Origin of the sequence: Cellulophaga baltica 18 (assembly GCF_000468615.2) — a bacterium.
In the GTDB taxonomy this organism is placed as follows: Bacteria; Bacteroidota; Bacteroidia; order Flavobacteriales; family Flavobacteriaceae; genus Cellulophaga; species Cellulophaga baltica.
Genome location: NZ_CP009976.1, coordinates 1,793,992 through 1,814,452 on the forward strand (window position 1 = coordinate 1,793,992; position 20,461 = coordinate 1,814,452).

16 protein-coding genes are annotated in these 20,461 nt (G+C 35.5%); 13 read left to right on the plus strand and 3 right to left on the minus strand.

What is annotated here, in order from left to right; genetic code table 11:
• The 7 genes from nrfD to M666_RS07650 all read left to right on the plus strand — a co-directional run bounded on the left by nrfD (window position 1) and on the right by M666_RS07650 (window position 8,153).
• The gene (nrfD, locus tag M666_RS07620) at window positions 1-1,728 is read left to right on the plus strand and encodes a helix-hairpin-helix domain-containing protein (RefSeq protein ID WP_024481868.1); all 1,728 of its coding nucleotides are present in this window, start codon (window positions 1-3) and stop codon (window positions 1,726-1,728) included.
• Window positions 1,729-1,730: 2 nt separating this feature from the next.
• Window positions 1,731-2,252, plus strand: a complete 522-nt coding sequence (locus M666_RS07625) for a DUF3341 domain-containing protein (protein ID WP_024481867.1) — start codon at window positions 1,731-1,733, stop codon at window positions 2,250-2,252.
• Window positions 2,253-2,262: 10 nt separating this feature from the next.
• Window positions 2,263-2,823 carry a c-type cytochrome gene (locus M666_RS07630; protein ID WP_029447145.1) on the plus strand — a complete coding sequence of 187 codons (561 nt, stop codon included), beginning with the start codon at window positions 2,263-2,265 and terminating at the stop codon, window positions 2,821-2,823.
• Between the two features lie 16 nt (window positions 2,824-2,839).
• Complete coding sequence (locus tag M666_RS07635; protein WP_029447144.1) at window positions 2,840-4,177, plus strand: hypothetical protein; 1,338 nt, start codon at window positions 2,840-2,842, stop codon at window positions 4,175-4,177.
• 26 nt (window positions 4,178-4,203) lie between these two features.
• Window positions 4,204-5,265, plus strand: coding sequence for a cytochrome c oxidase subunit II (locus tag M666_RS07640; RefSeq protein WP_024481864.1), 1,062 nt, complete (start codon window positions 4,204-4,206; stop codon window positions 5,263-5,265).
• Between the two features lie 47 nt (window positions 5,266-5,312).
• Complete coding sequence (locus M666_RS07645) at window positions 5,313-7,139, plus strand: cytochrome c oxidase subunit I (protein WP_029447143.1); 1,827 nt, start codon at window positions 5,313-5,315, stop codon at window positions 7,137-7,139.
• Window positions 7,140-7,328: 189 nt separating this feature from the next.
• Window positions 7,329-8,153 carry a GIN domain-containing protein gene (locus M666_RS07650; protein ID WP_029447142.1) on the plus strand — a complete coding sequence of 275 codons (825 nt, stop codon included), beginning with the start codon at window positions 7,329-7,331 and terminating at the stop codon, window positions 8,151-8,153.
• Window position 8,154: 1 nt separating this feature from the next.
• Here M666_RS07650 and M666_RS07655 read toward each other — a convergent pair whose 3' ends face one another.
• A complete protein-coding gene (locus M666_RS07655) occupies window positions 8,155-10,419 on the minus strand; it encodes an acyl-CoA dehydrogenase family protein (protein ID WP_029447141.1) in 2,265 nt (754 codons plus the stop codon).
• 84 nt (window positions 10,420-10,503) lie between these two features.
• On the opposite strand from M666_RS07655, the gene ruvB reads away from it, so the two are divergent.
• Together ruvB and M666_RS07665 are read left to right on the plus strand one after the other, a co-directional pair.
• Window positions 10,504-11,526, plus strand: a complete 1,023-nt coding sequence (gene ruvB / locus M666_RS07660) for a Holliday junction branch migration DNA helicase RuvB (RefSeq protein ID WP_024481860.1) — start codon at window positions 10,504-10,506, stop codon at window positions 11,524-11,526.
• Window positions 11,526-12,854, plus strand: coding sequence for a cytochrome P450 (locus tag M666_RS07665; protein WP_029447140.1), 1,329 nt, complete (start codon window positions 11,526-11,528; stop codon window positions 12,852-12,854). The genes ruvB and M666_RS07665 overlap by 1 nt, the downstream gene beginning before the upstream one ends.
• Before the next feature lie 47 nt (window positions 12,855-12,901).
• Here M666_RS07665 and M666_RS07670 read toward each other — a convergent pair whose 3' ends face one another.
• Entirely contained in the window at window positions 12,902-14,080 is a 1,179-nt protein-coding gene (locus tag M666_RS07670) for an ABC transporter permease (protein WP_029447139.1), read from the minus strand.
• Between the two features lies 1 nt (window position 14,081).
• Window positions 14,082-14,837: an ABC transporter ATP-binding protein gene (locus M666_RS07675; RefSeq protein WP_024481857.1), complete on the minus strand. Its 756-nt coding sequence runs from the start codon at window positions 14,835-14,837 to the stop codon at window positions 14,082-14,084.
• Between the two features lie 128 nt (window positions 14,838-14,965).
• On the opposite strand from M666_RS07675, the gene queG reads away from it, so the two are divergent.
• The 4 genes from queG to ruvA all read left to right on the plus strand — a co-directional run bounded on the left by queG (window position 14,966) and on the right by ruvA (window position 20,457).
• A complete protein-coding gene (gene queG, locus M666_RS07680) occupies window positions 14,966-15,886 on the plus strand; it encodes a tRNA epoxyqueuosine(34) reductase QueG (RefSeq protein ID WP_025615935.1) in 921 nt (306 codons plus the stop codon).
• Between the two features lie 169 nt (window positions 15,887-16,055).
• The gene (locus M666_RS07685) at window positions 16,056-17,366 is read left to right on the plus strand and encodes an MFS transporter (RefSeq protein ID WP_029447138.1); all 1,311 of its coding nucleotides are present in this window, start codon (window positions 16,056-16,058) and stop codon (window positions 17,364-17,366) included.
• A 124-nt stretch (window positions 17,367-17,490) separates the two neighbouring features.
• Window positions 17,491-19,776 (plus strand): NADP-dependent malic enzyme, encoded by a 2,286-nt coding sequence (locus M666_RS07690; protein ID WP_024481854.1) that lies wholly within the window; start codon window positions 17,491-17,493, stop codon window positions 19,774-19,776.
• Between the two features lie 99 nt (window positions 19,777-19,875).
• Window positions 19,876-20,457 (plus strand): Holliday junction branch migration protein RuvA, encoded by a 582-nt coding sequence (gene ruvA, locus M666_RS07695; protein WP_024481853.1) that lies wholly within the window; start codon window positions 19,876-19,878, stop codon window positions 20,455-20,457.
• The last annotated feature ends 4 nt before the right edge of the window (window positions 20,458-20,461 follow it).

Below are 20,461 nucleotides of genomic sequence, written 5' to 3' on the forward strand. Positions count from 1 at the left end.
ATGGCGTCGCATTACGAAGCACCTATTAGAAAACCACTTGTACTTGGAGATAAAAGCTACCATGACATTTCTGTGGATATCGCAGCTCCTGTCGAAGGTAGAGCCAATAAGCAATGGTGGATTGTATTTTCTATTGCATTAGTAGCTTTCCTTTGGGGTATTGGTTGTATTCTTTACACCGTATCTACAGGTATTGGTACCTGGGGATTAAACAAAACAGTTGGATGGGCATGGGATATTACTAACTTCGTTTGGTGGGTTGGTATTGGTCATGCAGGAACATTAATTTCTGCAGTACTACTCTTATTCCGTCAAAAATGGAGAATGGCAATTAACCGTTCTGCGGAAGCTATGACCATCTTCTCTGTAGTTCAGGCGGGTTTATTTCCAATTATTCACATGGGTCGTCCATGGTTAGCATATTGGGTTTTGCCAATTCCAAACCAATTTGGTTCCTTATGGGTAAACTTTAACTCACCACTACTTTGGGATGTATTTGCAATTTCTACGTATTTATCTGTGTCACTTGTATTCTGGTGGACAGGTTTATTGCCAGATTTTGCGATGATACGTGATAGAGCTGTAAAGCCTTTCCAAGTTAAAATATATAGCTTGTTAAGTTTCGGTTGGACAGGTAGAGCAAAAGATTGGCAACGTTTTGAGGAAGTTTCCTTGGTATTGGCTGGATTAGCTACTCCATTAGTACTTTCTGTACACACGATTGTATCTTTTGATTTTGCTACTTCGGTAATTCCAGGATGGCATACAACAATCTTCCCTCCATATTTCGTTGCAGGAGCTATTTTCTCTGGATTTGCAATGGTAAACACCCTTCTTATTATTATGAGAAAAGTGTGTAATATGGAAGACTATATTACATTACAGCATATTGAGTTAATGAATATCGTTATTATGTTAACGGGTTCTATCGTAGGTTGTGCTTATATTACAGAGTTATTTATGGCGTGGTATTCTGGAGTGGAATACGAACAATATGCTTTCTTGAATAGAGCAACAGGACCTTACGCTTGGGCTTATTGGTCAATGATGACTTGTAATGTGTTTTCTCCACAATTCATGTGGTCTAAAAAATTACGTACGAGTATCTTGTTCTCTTTCTTTATCTCTATTGTAGTAAACATAGGAATGTGGTTTGAGCGTTTCGTAATTATCGTAACTTCATTACACCGTGATTACTTGCCATCTTCTTGGACAATGTTCTCTCCTACGTTTGTAGATATAGGTATTTTTATTGGTACTATCGGGTTTTTCTTTGTGTTATTCTTATTATATGCAAGAACATTCCCTGTAATTGCACAAGCGGAGGTGAAGTCTATTATGAAAGCTTCCGGTGAGAAGTATAAATTACTTCGTGATGCTGGGAAGCCTTTATATGAAGTAAAGCAAATAGTTCCATCTAAAAGACCAGTAGTAGAAGATAAGTCTTTGCCTATAGCGGCAGATAAAGAGCAAGTTTCTTCATTGTTGAGTTCTTTGGGGGTATTTGATCCGGCAACGGAAACTCCGGATGATTTAAAAGAAGTAAAAGGTATTGGACCTCAAATGGAAAAAACGTTAAACCAGATTGGTATATTTAAGTTTTCTCAGGTGAGTAAGATGACAGAAAAAGAATATGATTTGTTAGATTCAATTACAGGTTCTTTCCCAGGAAGAGCACAGAGAGATGATTGGGCAGGTCAAGCTAAGATTTTAAATAACAATAAGTAGATATGGCATCTAAAGTTATACATGCACTTTATACAGATGATGACGTGTTAATGCACGCTGTAAAGAAAGTAAAAGAAGCTAAGCATCATATTGAAGAGGTTTATTGTCCTTTCCCAGTTCACGGGCTAGACAAAGCAATGGGTCTTGCGCCAACTAGAATAGCTATTACAGCGTTTATCTATGGGTGTATTGGTCTTGCAGTAGCAACCACGATGATGAATTTCATCATGATTGAAGATTGGCCACAAGACATTGGTGGTAAGCCAAGTTTTAGCTATTTAGAAAATATGCCAGCTTTTGTTCCTATTATGTTTGAACTTACAGTGTTTTTTGCGGCGCATTTAATGGTAATTACTTTTTATATGAGAAGTAAATTATGGCCTTTCAAAGAAGCTGAAAATCCAGATAAAAGAACCACTGATGATCATTTTTTAATGGAAATTGAAATCCATAATAATGAAGATGAATTATGGCAATTGTTAGCTGAAACGGGAGCAGTTGAGATTAATATTTCAGAAAAGTAGTCTAAGAGATATGAAGAGTTTTATAAAAATTATAGCAATCGGTTTAATTTTGGTTTCTTTCGCCTCTTGTTCAAACAAGAATAGTAGAAATTACCAATACATGCCTAACATGTACGAGTCCATCGGCTACGAGACATATCAGAAAGTAGAATTTCTACCTAATAGTTCTGAAGCGGGTCAGCCTGTAGAAAACACTATACCACGTGGAAAAATGCCTTACAAGTTTGCCAATGGTCTTGAGGGTAAAGAGCTAGCTAGATTAGAAGCAAGTCCTTTAGATTCTTTAAAGACTGTTGAAAATTTAGCAGCAGGTTCAGAATTGTATGCCATTTATTGTGCAATTTGCCATGGTGTTAAAGGAGATGGTAAAGGTACTCTTGTGAGTCGTGAGAAGATATTGGGAGTTCCTAATTACTCAGACGTTGGAAGAAATGTTACGGTAGGTAGTACGTACCACACTATTTATTACGGATTGAACTCTATGGGTTCTTATGCTAACCAATTGAACGAAAGGGAACGTTGGGAAGTTGCAGAGTACGTAATGAAATTAAAACAAGATTTAACAAAATAATACATAGATTTTAGATATGTACACTATTTCAAATAGATTAAAAATTGCTTCAATTGTATTAATGGTTCTTGGTGCCATAGGAATCGGTATTGGCTTTATGTCAAGTCCAGGAACGGTTCAAGAGGCTAAGGCTATGGTGGCTAGTCATGATGATGGGCACGGAGGTGGTCATGCAGTGGCTGCAGAACACCATGAAGAAGTAAATGATCATGGTGCTGCTCCAGAAGCACACGGTGAATCTCATGATGCTTCACATGATGAGCATTTATTACATCAATTACAGAATAGACCTTGGGCGGCTTTGTATGTTGCGGCGTTCTTTTTCTTTATGATTTCATTGGGTGTGTTAGCATTTAATGCAATTCAAAGAGCAGCACAGGCAGGTTGGTCTCCCTTACTTTTTAGAGTAATGGAAGGAATTACTTCTTATTTAGTACCAGGAGGTATTATCGTATTTGTAATCTTAGCATTATCAGTAGCACATATGAATCACTTATTTGTGTGGATGGATGCGGAAGTAGTTGCGAATGATAAATTATTACAGGGGAAATCTGGATTCTTAAATGGGCCATTCTTTTTAATTAGAGCGGCAATATTTTTAGCGGGTTGGATTTTCTATCGAGAGTATTCTCGTAAATTATCTTTAGCGCAAGATGCGGCTACAGATGATACAAACTTTGTTAAAAACTTTAGATTGTCTGCGGCATTCTTAGTATTCTATCTAGTAACAGAATCTATGATGTCTTGGGATTGGATCATGAGTGTAGATCCGCACTGGTTCTCTACATTGTTCGGTTGGTATATCTTTGCTAGTATGTTTGTTTCTGGTATTACGGTAATCGCATTGATTACAATTTACCTTAAATCTAAAGGTCATTTACAAGACGTTAATAATAGCCATATTCATGATTTAGCAAAATTCATGTTTGGTATTAGTATCTTTTGGACATACCTATGGTTCTCGCAATTCATGTTAATTTGGTATTCTAACATTCCAGAAGAGGTGACATATTACATCACTAGAATTGAAGATTTTAAACTTCCATTCTTCGGTATGATCGCAATGAACTTTTTGTTTCCATTGTTATTGTTAATGAATAGTGATTTCAAACGTGTAAATTGGTTTGTTGTTATGGCGGGTATCGTTATTTTAGCAGGACACTATTTAGATATTTTCAATGCAATAATGCCTTCAACAGTTGGTGACCAGTGGTATATTGGTATCCCAGAAATTGGAGCAGTATTGTTTTTTGCTGGATTATTTATCTTTTGGGTATTCAGAGCGCTTTCAAAAGCACCTTTACAGCCAACACGTAATCCATTTATAGAAGAGAGTAAGCATTTTCATTACTAGTATAAAAAATAACATTAAATCATACAATGACTGCATTTTTAATTATAGCTGTTTTAGTATTAGTGGCAATTGCTATTTGGCAAATGACCAAAATTTTTGAACTGTCACAAATCAAGGCTGACAATTCACAAATTGCTAACGATAAAGACAATAAGTATAACGGATATCTATTATTCGCTTTCCTTATATTTATTTACGGAATTACTATTTTCAGTTTCTGGAAGTACACAAAAGTTTTGTTGCCTGAAGCGGCTTCAGAGCATGGTGCAGAATACGATAGTTTAATGCTATGGTCTTTTGTTATCATCTTTATTGTACAAACATTAACGCAAGCCTTATTACATTACTTCGGTTTTAAGTACAGAGGAGAGAAGGGTAAAAAAGCTTTATTCTATGCAGATAATGATCGTTTAGAGTTCATCTGGACTATTATTCCTGTGATTGTTTTGGCAGGTTTAATCCTATGGGGATTATATACTTGGACCACTATAATGGATATCAACGATGATGATGATCCTGTAGTTGTTGAGTTATATGCACAACAATTTAATTGGACAGCTAGATATGCTGGTGGTGATAATGTTCTAGGGGATGCCAATGTGCGTATGATCGATATTGATCGTGCTAATGTATTAGGTTTAGATGAAGCAGATCCAAACGCAGCAGATGATATTATCGTTAAAGAATTACACCTCCCAGTAGGTAGAAAAGTAAACTTTAAAATGCGTTCTCAGGATGTACTGCACTCTGCTTACATGCCACACTTTAGAGCGCAAATGAACTGTGTGCCTGGAATGATAACTGAGTTTTCTTATACTCCAATTTATACCACAGAAGAAATGCGTCAGAATCCTGATGTTGTTGATAAGGTGAAAAGAACAAACGCCATTAGAGCAAAAAGAGCTGCTAAAGGTGAAGACAATTCTGATCCATGGGAGTTTGACTATATCTTACTTTGTAACAAAATTTGTGGTAAATCTCACTACAACATGCAAATGAAAATTATAGTAGAGTCTGAAGAGGATTATAACAAATGGTTAGCAGAACAACAAACGTTCGGTAAAACCATGATGGCTTCGGCAGAATAAATTAGGCTAGTTAAGAAAATTAATATAAAAAAATCAAGAATACGATTATGTCAGCAACAGCACATGCACACGAAGATGATCACGCACATGACGATCATGGACATCATCATAAAGAGACATTTGTAACTAAATATATCTTTAGCCAAGATCATAAAATGATTGCAAAGCAGTACTTAATTACTGGTTTGATCATGGGGGCTATCGGTATTGCAATGTCTATTTTGTTTAGAATGCAATTGGCTTGGCCAGGAGAAGCTTTTCCTGTGTTTGAAGCTTTATTAGGCAAATGGGCTCCAGGTGGAGTTATGGATGCTGATATATATTTAGCATTGGTTACAATACACGGTACTATCATGGTATTCTTTGTATTGACAGCAGGTTTGAGTGGTACATTTAGTAACCTACTTATTCCATTGCAAATTGGAGCTCGTGATATGGCCTCTGGTTTCTTAAACATGGTATCATACTGGTTGTTCTTTTTATCAGCTTTGATTATGATTTGTTCTTTGTTTATTGAAGCGGGTCCTGCAGCAGCTGGATGGACGGTTTATCCTCCATTAAGTGCATTACCTATGGCACAACCTGGTTCTGGTATGGGTATGACTTTATGGTTGGTTTCTATGGCTATATTCATTGCATCTTCATTGTTAGGTTCTTTGAACTATATTGTAACTGTAATTAACTTAAGAACCAAAGGAATGTCTATGACTAGGCTTCCATTAACTATTTGGGCATTTTTTGTAACAGCTGTGATTGGGGTTATCTCTTTCCCAGTATTATTATCTGCTGCCTTATTGTTAATCATGGATAGAAGTTTTGGTACGTCATTTTTCTTATCAGATATTTTTATTCAAGGAGAAGTATTACATTATCAAGGTGGATCACCAGTATTATATGAACACTTATTCTGGTTCTTAGGTCACCCTGAAGTATATATCGTTTTATTACCAGCATTAGGAATTACCTCAGAAGTAATGTCAACTAATGCACGTAAACCTATTTTTGGTTACCGTGCGATGATTGCTTCTATTATTGCTATCGCATTTTTATCTACAATTGTATGGGGTCACCATATGTTTATTTCAGGAATGAATCCTTTCTTAGGTTCTGTATTTACATTCACCACCTTATTAATTGCAATTCCTTCAGCAGTAAAAGCTTTTAACTATATCACTACGTTATGGAAAGGTAACCTTCAGTTGAATCCAGCCATGCTATTTTCAATAGGTTTGGTATCTACTTTTATTAGTGGTGGTCTAACTGGGATTATTTTAGGAGATAGTACTCTAGATATTAACGTTCATGATACGTATTTCGTTATTGCTCACTTCCACTTAGTAATGGGTATATCTGCTCTTTACGGACTTTTTGCAGGGGTGTACCATTGGTTCCCTAAAATGTTCCAAGGTAGAATGATGAATAAAAATTTAGGATATATTCACTTCTGGATTACTGCGGTTTGTGCATACGGTGTGTTCTTTCCAATGCATTTTGTGGGTATGGCAGGGGTTCCAAGAAGATACTATCAGAACACAGCATTCCCAATGTTTGATGAATTGACAGATGTTCAAATATTAATTACAATGTTTGCAATTATTGCTGCATTCGCTCAATTGGTATTCGTTTACAACTTCGTAAGCAGTATTTTTTACGGAAAGAAAGGTCCACAGAATCCATGGAAATCAAATACTTTGGAATGGACTACGCCTATTGAGCATGTTCATGGTAACTGGCCAGGTGAGATTCCTGAAGTTCACCGTTGGGCATATGACTATAGTAAAACTAGAGAAGATGGGGAATATGTAATTCCTGGTCAAGATTTCGTACCTCAAACAGTTCCTTTACAGGACAATGAAGAGGAGATGAATCACTAATAAAATCTTATTGAATAAAAAAAGCCCTTTGTACATGTTACAAAGGGCTTTTTTTATAATTTTAACTCAACTATAATTTGGATTCATTTTTGCTAGATATAAGTTTTAACGCTAAGGGTTTATTGTCCATTTGTTTTAAAGCTTATTTAATTTGATTGTTACTTGAATCCTAACAAAACATAACCATAGATGAAATTTAGATTAATTACACTTGCCATTTTTTTATTTTTTATAAGCCTTACTTACGGTCAGCGTAAGCCTAAAATAAGAGGAAGTAGATTAGTGATTGAAACTACTCAGGAATTAGACCCTTTTACGGCTATAGAATTAAATGATGATCTCGACATTGTTTTAAGGAAAGCATCAGATTGTGGATATAGCTTAGTGATAGATGATAACTTGGTAGATATATTAAAATTCAGGGTAGAAGACGAAACTTTAAAAATTAGCTCGTTCTATAATATAGTGGCTAAAAAGAAGATGGAGATTATTGTGTATTATAATACGCTAAATGCTCTTACTATGGTTGATGGTAAGATAGAAATGAAAGATCATATTAATACAGATGCTTTAGCAATTAGTACGTATGGTTCCTCTAAACTTCAATTAAATGTAGATGCTCAAATGGTAGAGGTGATGATGTTAGATAATAGTTTTGCAGAATTAAACATCGTTGCAGATACTTTAAATATGTCTTTTAAGGATAGAGTGGATGCCGAAATATTTGCAACAACAAAAGTTCAGAACTTTGATATGTATAAGAATGCCCAATTAAAAATCAATGGAAATACTGAGGGTATGAATGTCCATTTATTTGAGAACGCAAGTTTAAAAGCCAGCGACCTAGATGCAGGTGATGTAACTTTGGCACTAGAAGCATCTTCTAGTGCTTATATTAAAGCGTTTAATAACTTTTCATTAAGTTCTAAGGATTCTGCAAAGACCTATCTATACGGACCCGCAGCAATCACGATAGTCGATTTTTTAAATACCTCACAACTTAATAAGCGATAGCCTATTTTGCGATAGGGGCAGTTATTAAATATTCCGGAATTCCAAAGCCGTCTACCAGCGTATTTATATGAGGGCGTAATTCTGTGCAAATACGTTCTACACGTTGGCGGATGGCTTTTGATTTTGTGCCACCAATATATCCCTGTTCCAGGTACCAAGTAGCATCATGTCTTATTTCATGTAAGGCGTGTAACGTACCTAGTTTTTCAAAAAGTGCTTTATTTTTCTCATCTGCAATAGTCTCTGTAAACTTTGTAAAGATTTCGTAAGATATCTGGCAACTATAAGCCTTTCCTAAGGCTAATAAGTGTGTTTGTACTTTTAAAAATGCTTGGTATGAAGGTACACCATCTTTGATGTAATCGCGAATACGCATCGCTAAAGTATAGGTTAATCTTCTTGTTCTGTATTCAAAAGCATGCTGATGAAATTTTGGATTGTATAAATGATCAGGATCTGTCTTATTTGTGTAGATAGGATTTATGGTAGTTAGCTTATCGTTTAGTTGTGATGTGAGTAGTTTTAATACCGATGCAAAGCCAGCACTATTAAACTCAGCCTTAAAGTCAGATAGTACTCCTTTTGCGGCTAATTGAAGTAAAACATTATTATCTCCTTCAAATGTGGTAAAGATGTCTACATCGCCTTTTAAATCGGCAATACGATTCTCTATCAGATACCCTTTTCCGCCACAGGCTTCTCTGCATTCTTGGATGGTATCATTTGCATACCAAGTAATAATAGATTTTAAACCGGCCACTTGCGTTTCAATCTCACGTTTATCCGTTTTGCTATCATCACTATATATTTTCATGATGTGCTGAAGGGTTACATCATAGACATATGCTTTGGCAATAGGTGGCGTTAATCGTAATTGATGGCTAGGGTAGTCCATCAATAAATCTTCTTGTATTTTTTTATTATCGTTAAACTGTCTTCTTTTTAACGCATGTTTTACCGCAATAGTTAGGGCTTTTTTAGCACCTCCTAAGCCTGCTCTTGCTACACATATTCTTCCGCCAACTAAAGTACCAAGCATGGTAAAGAAACGTTTATTTGGATTTTCTATTTCTGAATGATAGGTGCCTTCTGCAGTAATATCTCCATATTTATTTAATAGATTTTTTCTAGGAACACGTACTTGGTTAAACCATATTTTTCCATTATCCACACCATTTAAGCCAAGTTTATATCCGTTGTCTTCAATTTTTACTCCAGGAAGTAGTTCATGATGCTCATTACGCACAGGAACTAAAATAGCATGCACACCTTCATTTTTGCCATTTACAATAAGCTGGGCAAAAACAGAAGCCATTGTAGAATCTAAGGCATTACCTATATATTCTTTATTGTCATTTTTTCCAGGAGTATGAATGATAATGCTATCTGTCTCCTTTTCATAAGTTGCAGTAGTTTTTATACCTCGTACATTTGAGCCATGACCTGTTTCTGTCATAGCAAAACAACCTAATAGTTCAGCTTTTCCTGTGGTGTCCAAATACAAATCATGATGGTATTTAGTACCTAATTTTTGTATGCTTCCGCCAAAGAGTCCAAACTGTACCCCAAATTTTATAGCTAAGCTCCCGTCAACATACATGATGTTCTCAAAAATAAAAGCGTATCCAGGCATGTCTTCTGTGCCGCCATAGGCTCTAGGATACGCCATAGCGCCATAGTTATTCTTTGCTAATTTTTTTACTTGTTGTAAAACGGTAGCTCTAAATTTCTCCTTATTTCGTTGAATCTCCCAATTGAATATTGGATTTTTTAAAACCTCATGAAATGCAGTGACACTAGCGGCAAATTCCCCTTTAAGTATAGCATCTAATTCGTTAGCATTGTAAAATGCAGAGGTAGCTTCTTGCTGTACTTCAACATCAAATAAATGGTGGTAATGATTGGGTTGGATGCCCAGATTTAGTTCAATATGTTGTAATTGTTTATTTATTGGAGTCTCGGAAAAATAACGATCTACCAATCGTTTAGCTAAATTAGCTAAGGGGTAAGCATCATGCTCTATCAATTTAATTTGAGCATTACTTATGGTGAGTCTCCAGGACTTCAATACTTGAGAAGAAGGTTTTTTGTTTTTATTCAACCACCCTTTTAGTGTTTTTTGATCCTCAGTGGTTAAGGTTTCATCGTCTTTAAATGCTGTAGTAACTATGTTTATTTCTGAAGCAGAGAGCAGGTCATCTGACCAAATCACATAGAAAAATGGAATATATTGTAAAACGCCTAAAGTGTAATGGTTCTTTTTCATAAGATGAAAATACAATATTCTATCCATAAATAATAAGAAATAGTTGCTTTAGAAGTATCTTAATTTTGCGCTATCTTTGTTATCATGAATGAGCATTTAGACCCTACAAATGAAAACTTTACTCCTGAAGAAGTAGATATAGACAAAGCACTTAGGCCCATAAGTTTTTCTGACTTTACAGGTCAAGATCAGATTTTAGAAAATCTAAAGGTTTTTGTAGAGGCGGCAAACTTACGTGGTGAGGCGCTAGATCACACGCTTTTTCATGGTCCTCCAGGACTTGGTAAAACAACTTTAGCACATATACTTGCTAATGAACTGGGTGTAGGGATAAAAATAACCTCAGGACCAGTTTTAGATAAGCCAGGGGATCTAGCTGGTTTATTAACCAACTTAGATGAGCGCGATGTCCTTTTTATTGATGAAATTCACAGATTAAGCCCTATTGTAGAAGAATATTTGTATTCTGCTATGGAGGATTACAAAATAGATATTATGATTGAGACAGGGCCGAATGCGCGTTCTGTTCAGATAAATTTAAATCCGTTTACTTTGATTGGAGCAACAACACGCTCTGGCTTGTTAACATCACCAATGCGTGCACGTTTTGGAATACAAAGTAGATTACAGTACTATTCTTCAGAACTCTTAGCGACTATTGTTACGCGAAGTTCAGAGATTTTAAAAATGCCTATAACTGCAGATGCTGCCGCAGAAATTGCAGGAAGAAGTAGGGGAACACCTCGTATCTGTAATGCGCTATTGCGTAGAGTACGCGATTTTGCACAGATAAAAGGAAATGGTAAAATTGATCTAGAGATTTCTCGTTTTGCTTTAAAAGCCTTAAATGTTGATGCACATGGCTTAGATGAAATGGATAACAAGATCCTTATAACCTTAATAGATAAGTTTAAAGGAGGACCGGTTGGGATTACCACGCTAGCTACCGCCGTTTCTGAAAGTGCAGAAACAATTGAGGAAGTGTATGAGCCCTTTTTAATACAAGAAGGTTTTATTATGCGTACGCCAAGAGGTCGGGAAGTGACAGAATTAGCGTATAAACATTTAGGACGTATAAAAGGAAATATACAAGGAGGATTATTTTAATGCAGAAAACACCCATAGTTTCACAGTTCGAGGTCTTCAAGAATAGCAAAAGAATTTTAAAAAATCCGTTGCCTTTTCATCGCGAAAATTTTGAAAAATATGGAGATGTATTTAGAGTTAAAATTGGAGTCAAAGAGGAGTTGGCTTTTACACGAAGTCCACAGCTTATAAAGCACATTCTTCAAAAACAGCACAAAAAATATCATAAGTCTTCTTTACAGACCAAAGATTTGGCGAAGTATATTGGTCATGGGATACTAACGTCAAACGGTGAGCATTGGCGTACGCACCGGAGAATGGTGCAGCCTGCATTTCACAAAAAGAAATTGCGAAATTTGATGGCTACCATTCGGGAAGCAATCTTATTGGAAATAAAAGATATACCCGTAACTCATCCTATAGATGTATACCCTATCATGAGTAATTTGGCGTTTCAAGTAGTGGCCAAATCACTGTTTAGTAGGGATGATATTCAAGAAGAAATGTCGCAGCTTCAGTATATCACAGAAACCAATCAAAGGATGCTGATTAAAGAAATGCGGCAACCTTATTTAAATTGGTGGTTTCAACTCAGTGGGCAAATAAGAAAGCATCTAAATTTAGCGAAAGATGGGCAAGCTATTTTGCATCAACTAATCGAAGGTCGTAGAAACTCGGCAGTAGAAAAAGATGACCTATTAGATATGTTATTGCAAGCCAGGTATGAGGATGGTACGGCAATGGCAAAAGAACAGTTGATAGATGAAGTTTTAATTTTATTTACGGCAGGACACGAAACAACAGCCAATGCTTTAAGTTTTTTAGTGTTCTTACTAGCCAAGCATCCAGAAATTCAGGAGAAAGCATATCAAGAGGTGAAAAATATTACTTTAGAAGGTGATGATGTTTTAATACAACTTCTAGAATTGAAATATGTGCAGCAATGTATTGAAGAGGCGATGCGCTTGTATCCGCCAGCCTATATCATAGATCGGGTGGCTATAGAAGATGATGAATTTGAAGGCATAAATATTCCAAAAGACTCCTTGGTTTTAATGAGTATTTATGAGCTTCATAGAAATGAAAATTTTTGGGAAGCACCGAACGAATTTAACCCAGAACGTTTTGATGCCTCAAAGAAGAAAGAATATCAGGAGTATTATTACCCTTTCGGAGCAGGTCCTAGAATGTGCGTGGGGAATAATTTTGCTATGTATGAAATGATCATTGCGGCTACAGAGCTTCTGCAGAAATATGAAATGACTACTGCTCTACCAGAGGTAACAATAAATCCGTTAATTTCTTTAAAGCCGGAAAATGTCTTAATTAGTTTTACAGCTAGAAACTAAAAAAAGCCACAGATTTCTGTGGCTCTTCATCTAATCTAAATTCTAAGTTATTTTAGAATTGCATTCTCGTCAGAGAATTTTTTATAGCTGAAATAAACAGCTCCTATTGCAAAAGCAATAAGTGAAATTAATATCACGGAATATTGTACCATGTCAATAGTTCCAGCCATGATTTCTTTAACACCTAAACCAATATTTAATACTGGAATTAATACGGTAGTCCAATTTAATTCTATACCTGGCATCATAGCCATAACCAACGGAATAATTATCAACATGATAATTGGTGATGCTTTGCTTTGTGCTTCTTTAAATGAGGTAGCGCCAGCAACTAATGCGATAATAAATCCTGATAAAAACAAAGCAAAAGGAATTAGTAATAATAATATTAACGTGATAGACTGAAAGTTTAGCATTTCACTAATTACCGATTTAAAAGAATCTGGAATCCCGTCAAAAAGTTTCAGTCCAACAATAAGTCCTATTAAGTTTAAAAGTGCAGGGATAAAACCAAGCAGAGAGGCTACAATAGCTTTTCCTAAGAGTACCTTGAATTTTGAAATAGGTAGGGATAAGGTGGTTTCAATAGTTTTTCGTTCTTTTTCTCCTGTTACTAAATCTACAGCCGCAAGTAAACAACCGCCCCACATGGTTAGGATAAAAAGGTAAGGGATAAAGCCTCCAATTCTTTTTCCTATAACTTCCTTCTGTTCTCCTACCTCAACATAATTCTCTGTAAAAGGAGTCATCTTTTGTGTAGGAATATTTAGAATGGCAATACGTTCTTCTTTTAAGGTCGTGTTGTACGTTTCAATTAATTTGGTAACTCTTTTATTGACATTTTCTTTTGATCCGTTTCTAAAAATTTGAACTTCACCAGTACTTAATTGTTCCATTTGGGAGTTCCAATCTGCAGGAAAAACAATGGCACTTTGTATGGTCTCATCGGCTATCAGAGTTTTGAAGTCTTCTACTTTTTCATAGGTAGTAACTTTGTTTAGCGTATCTGTAGCAACTAAAGCTGAAAATTCTGCAGGAGCATTTACAAGGCCTATTTTAACCGTTTTTTCCTGTTGTTGTTTCTCAATCATTTCGGTTACTTTCATAGCTCCAAAAATTAGAATAGGAACTAATACTGTAGGTAAAACAATAGAGTTTATTATGGTTTTTTTATCTCTTAGAAGCTCCGTAAGCTCCTTCTTTATAATTATAAATAAGTCGTTCATCTTAAGCTTGTTTTACGCGATTAATAAATTCTTGAGTCAAATTTGCAGCTTTCATCTCGCCTTTGAAATTCTCAAAAGTGTCATTGTAGATTATAGCTCCTTTATTAATAATAGCAAGATCATCGCACAATAAATCTACTTCACTCATAATGTGGGAAGAAAAAATTACTGTTTTGTTGTTTTCTTTTGATTCACGAATTAAATCAATAATACTTTCCGCAGTAATTACATCAAGACCAGAGGTTGGTTCATCAAAAATTAAAACTTCAGGATCATGAATTAAAGTACGTGCAATAGATACTTTTTGCTTCATACCCGTACTCATTTGTCCGATTCTTTTTTTTCTGAAATCATTGATTCCCAATTTTTCAAATAAATATTCTTTACGTTCAGAAAGTTGTGCTTCTGGTATTTTGTAAAGTTTTCCAAAAAATTCAATAGTTTCATCTGGATTTAAACGCTCATACAAACCTGTAGAGCCCGTTAAAAAACCAATTCTCTTTTTTACTTCATCATTTCCTTTTGAAATATCAACGCCATCAACAATGGCAGTACCCGAACTAGGGTTAATAATTCCGGCAATCATACGGAGTGTAGTGGTCTTTCCAGCACCATTAGGTCCTAGTAGCGAGAAGATTCTTCCGGGCTTACAATCAAAAGAAATAGCGTTTACTGCATGTACTGTAGTAGATTCTTTTTTAAACCCTTTTTTTGTAGTAGCGACAAAAGATTTGGTCAGATTTTCAATATGTATCATCTTAGTTGTTTAATTTGGTACGCTTAGTTAGTATCTAAAAAGATTATTTGTTACAATAATAATTTTCTTTTTAGAAAAAAGGCGTAAAAAGCAGCACTTTAATTTATAAGTTACTATCCTATTATTAAATGAGTATTAAGGAAAAACATAGCGATCTAATCAAGGCGGAAGCATTGCGCCTCGGGTTTCTATCCTGTGGAATTTCTAAAGCAGATTTTCTTGCAGAGGAAGCACCTCGTTTAGAAAAATGGTTAAAAAATAATGGGAATGGTGAGATGCAATACATGGAGAATCATTTCGATAAGCGATTAGATCCCCGTTTGTTGGTGGATGATGCAAAATCTGTTATTTCTCTTACGCTAAATTATTATCCAGAGGAACAACAAACATCAGATACTTTTAAAATTTCTAAATATGCATACGGTCAGGATTACCATCATGTTATAAAAGGAAAACTTAAGCAGCTACAAGAATTTATCTCGGAAGAGATAGGGGAAGTAGGAGGCAGGGCTTTTGTAGATTCTGCGCCTGTATTGGACAAAGCTTGGGCAGCAAAAAGTGGTTTGGGTTGGATTGGTAAACACAGTAATTTATTAACCCAAAAAACGGGTTCTTTTTATTTTATTGCCGAGTTGATTGTCGATTTAGATTTAACTTATGACCATCCTGTAACCGATCATTGTGGTACCTGCACGGCTTGCATTGATGCCTGTCCTACGCAAGCTATTGTGCAGCCTTATGTGGTAGATGGTAGTAAATGTATTTCTTATTTTACAATCGAATTAAAAAACGAAATTCCCCAAGAATTTCAAGGTAAATTTGATGATTGGGCATTTGGCTGCGATGTGTGCCAAGATGTGTGTCCGTGGAATAGGTTTTCCAAACCACATCAGGAGCCTTTGTTTAATCCGCATCCTGATTTATTGTCATTAACAAAAAAAGATTGGGAAGAAATAACAGAAGATGTGTTTAGAAAAGTGTTTCAAAAATCTGCTGTAAAAAGAACAAAATTCTCCGGATTGAAACGAAATATCGATTTTCTAAAATAGTTTCGTAAAAACTATAACGATTTCGTTTTTAAATTTCTGTATTTTTTGATAACAAAACTTTAGATATTTTATTAAAGTATTATCTTCAGTCGCAAATAATAAGGATTGTGTAAAATTCTAAGAGTATTGTTAGAATAACATAATTTCATTTGTTGCTTAACTACGCGTCATGAAAATAAAAAAACCAAACTTAACCTTTTGGCAAATCTTTAATATGAATGTTGGGTTCTTAGGAATTCAATATAGTTTTGGATTACAGCAAACAGCTATAAATCCAATATTTTTATATTTAGGTGCACCAGAAGAAATGCTTCCGATATTAAATATTGCAGGTCCAGTAACAGGGTTAATAGTTCAGCCAATTATTGGAGCAGTTTCCGATAAAACCTGGTCTGCAAAATGGGGGCGTAGAAAACCCTTCTTTTTGCTTGGGGCAATTTTAGGAAGTCTTTGTCTTTTTGCTTTTCCTTTAAGTCCTACATTATGGTTTGCAGTTGGCTTACTTTGGATTTTGGATGTAGGTAATAATATGGCAATGGAGCCGTATCGTGCCTTTGTTGGAGATAAATTACCAGAGAAACAATTGAGTCTGGGGTACCAAATGCAGAGTTTATTTGTGGGGGGAGGTATTTTATTGGCCACCTTATCTATTGTCTTATTTCAGCAATGGTTTGGTGGTGATGTAGAGGTAAAAGGTGCTATTCCGCAATGGTTGTATTATTCCTTTTTTATTGGTGCTGTTTTATCCATTACAACTATTTTATGGTCAGTATTAAAAACACCAGAAATTCCGCCTTCTGAAGAAGAAATGAAAGACATAAATGCGCATAAAGCCTTGTCTTTTTTAGAGCGGGTTAAAATGCCATTCATAGAAATTAGTAAAGCAATTAAAGAAATGCCTTGGTTTATGTGGATGCTTTCTATTGTATATTTATTTCAGTGGTATGCGTTGTTTGTTTATTGGCAGTTTATTACCCCATTATTTAGAACTACCATGGGCTATGATATTTCTACAGCAGCATCTCAATCTGCAAAAATGAGTTTAACGTATAATATTGTAACCGCCGTTGTGGCATTAGTTTTGGTACCATTAACCTTGAAATTTGGAGGCAAGAAAGTATACGCCTTAAGTTTGTTTGGTACGGGTATAGCCTTGTTTGCGATACCTTATATTTCTGATCCTATTTTAGTTTTAATCCCAATGGTTTTATTTGGTATTGGTTGGGCGGCAATGATGGGAATACCTTACACCATGGTTTCGAAGATTGTACCGCAAGACCGACGAGGGGTCTACATGGGGATTCTAAATATGATGATCGTAATTCCAATGGGAATTCAAACCGTGACTTTTGGCCCTATTTTTAAAAATCTTTTAGGGGGTAGTGCTGTAAATGCAATCCTCTTTGGAGGGGTATTCTTTATTTTGGCAGGTGTTTTTGCTTTCCGATTGAAAGTTCCAAAAACAGCAATGGACTCCTAATCATAAAATTATAAAACGATCATATATAAGAAAGGCTTTAACAATTGTTAATGCCTTTTTTTATTGTAAATAGGTGGGCACTTAAAAAGAATACGTGTAAATTTGTTATTCAATTAATTAGAATATGAGCACAGAATCTAAACGTAGAGAAGCATTAGTATATCATGCGAAACCTCAACCCGGAAAAATAAAAATTGTCCCGACAAAACCATATGCGACCCAGAGAGATTTGGCATTAGCATATTCTCCAGGCGTAGCAGAACCGTGTTTAGAGATTGCAAAAGATAAGGAGAATGCCTATAAGTATACTTCAAAAGGTAATTTGGTAGCGATCATTTCTAATGGTACAGCGGTATTAGGTTTAGGTAATATTGGTCCTGAAGCCTCTAAACCAGTAATGGAAGGGAAAGGATTGTTGTTCAAAATATTTGCTGATATCGATGGTATGGATATCGAAGTAGATACTGAAGACGTAGAGAAGTTTATAGAAACAGTAAAAATGATTGCTCCTACTTTTGGAGGAATTAATTTAGAAGATATAAAAGCACCCGAAGCGTTTGAAATAGAGCGCAGGTTAAAAGAGGAGCTAGATATTCCTGTAATGCATGATGATCAACATGGAACTGCGATTATTTCGGCCGCAGCCTTGTTGAATGCATTAGAAATAACTGGAAAAAAAATAGATGAAGTTCGTATCGTGATTAGTGGTGCGGGTGCAGCTGCCGTTTCATGTACAAGACTTTATAAAGCCTTTGGTGCTAAAGATGAGAATATCGTCATGTTAGATAGTAAAGGGGTGATAAGAAAAGATCGTGAAAACTTATCTGTTGAAAAGTTAGAGTTTGCGACCGATAGAAAAATAGATACGTTAGTTGATGCCATGCAAGATGCCAATGTTTTTGTTGGGCTGTCTATTGCAAATGTGGTAACTCCTGAAATGTTGCTTTCTATGGCTAATGATCCTATCGTGTTTGCTATGGCGAATCCTGATCCTGAGATTGAGTACGATTTAGCGATTAAAACGAGAAAAGATATTATCATGGCAACGGGTCGTTCTGACCATCCTAACCAAGTGAATAATGTACTTGGTTTCCCATTTATCTTTAGAGGTGCGCTAGATGTTAGAGCAACTAAAATTAACGAAGCCATGAAAATGGCGGCCGTTAAAGCTATAGCAGATTTAGCAAAAGAACCAGTACCAGAGCAAGTAAATATTGCTTATGGTGAAACAAAACTTACGTTTGGTAGAGAGTATATTATTCCAAAACCTTTTGATCCTCGTTTAATTGGTGAAATACCACCGGCGGTTGCTAAAGCAGCTATGGAAAGTGGTGTAGCTAAAAATCCAATAGAAGATTGGGATAAGTATAAAGAAGAATTATTACAGCGCTTAGGTAATGATAACAAGGTGGTTAGATTATTACATAACAGAGCAAAAATAGATAGTAAGAAAATTGTTTTTGCAGAAGCAGAACATTTAGATGTACTAAAAGCGGCTCAAATTGCCTTAGAGGAGGGGATAGCAACTCCGATATTATTAGGAAATAGAGAGGTTATTCTAGAGCTTAAAAAAGAAATTGAGTTTGATGCAGATGTGCTTATTCTAGATCCTAAGGATAAAGAATCTAGTGAGAAAAGAGATCATTATGCAGCGCGTTATTTTGAAACTAGAAAAAGAAGTGGCGTAACACTTTATGGTGCAAAATCTAAGATGCGCGAGCGTAATTATTTTGGAGCCATGATGGTTTTAGAAGGTGATGCAGATGGTATGATTTCTGGTTATTCAAGAGCATATCCTACAGTGGTGAAACCAATCTTTGAAGTAATTGGTCGTGCGGCTAATGTTAAAAAAGTAGCTACGGTAAATATTATGATTACAGATCGTGGCCCTTTGTTCTTAGCAGATACCTCTATAAATATAGATCCTTCTGCTGGAGAGATTGCAGAGATTGCAAAAATGACCGCCAATGTAGCCACTACTTTTGGTTTTGAGCCTGTAATGGCATTGTTATCGTACGCCAACTTTGGTTCATCCAACCATCCTAATGCAACTAAGGTTAGAGAAGCGGCAAGAATACTGCATGAATCTAATCCTGAATTGATAGTAGATGGTGAAATTCAAATGGATTTTGCTTTAAATAAAGAGCTGAATCAAGGGAAATTTCCATTTTCAAAATTAGCAGGGAAAAAAGTGAATACACTAATTTTTCCAAATTTAGAATCGGCGAACATCACTTACAAATTATTGAAAGAATTGAATAAGGCAGATAGTATTGGTCCAATTATGTTGGGTCTTAAAAAATCTGTTCATATTCTTCAATTAGGGGCTAGTGTAGATGAAATGGTGAATATGGCAGCTATCGCAGTTATAGATGCACAACAACGTGAAAAACGTAAAAAAGCTAAATAATAAAATTACAAGTTGGGCTAAAGTCAAAGAGTATTCTTTGACTTTAGCTTTTTTAATATCGAAATAACACAAACCATATACCATTAAATAAAAGCCATTATGATACATCATTTGAAAGGAAAACTAGTAGAAAAAAATCCGACTCATGTGGTTATAGAATGTGGCGGAGTGGGGTATTTTGTAAATATATCCCTCCATACGTTTTCAAAAATTACAGACGCTGAAAGTATTCAGCTATTTACACACCTTCAAGTAAAAGAAGATAGCCATACTTTATTTGGCTTTTCAGAAAAATCTGAACGAGAAATTTTCCGTTTATTATTATCCGTTTCGGGAATAGGAGCAAGCATTGCGCGTACCATGTTATCTTCAATGACACCCAAGCAAATTAGGGATGCTATTGCCACTGGTAATGTATCGGCAATTCAATCTATAAAAGGAATTGGCGCTAAGACAGCTCAACGTGTTATTCTAGATTTAAAGGATAAAATCTTAAAAATCTACGATATTGATGAAGTTTCGTCAATTTCAAACAATACAAATAAAGATGAAGCGTTATCAGCTTTAGAAGTTCTTGGTTTTATACGTAAGCAGTCCGAAAAGATTGTTGACAAAGTTTTAGCTCAAGATGCTTCGCTTAGCGTGGAAGACATTATAAAGCTTTCGCTTAAAAATTTGTAAAGAG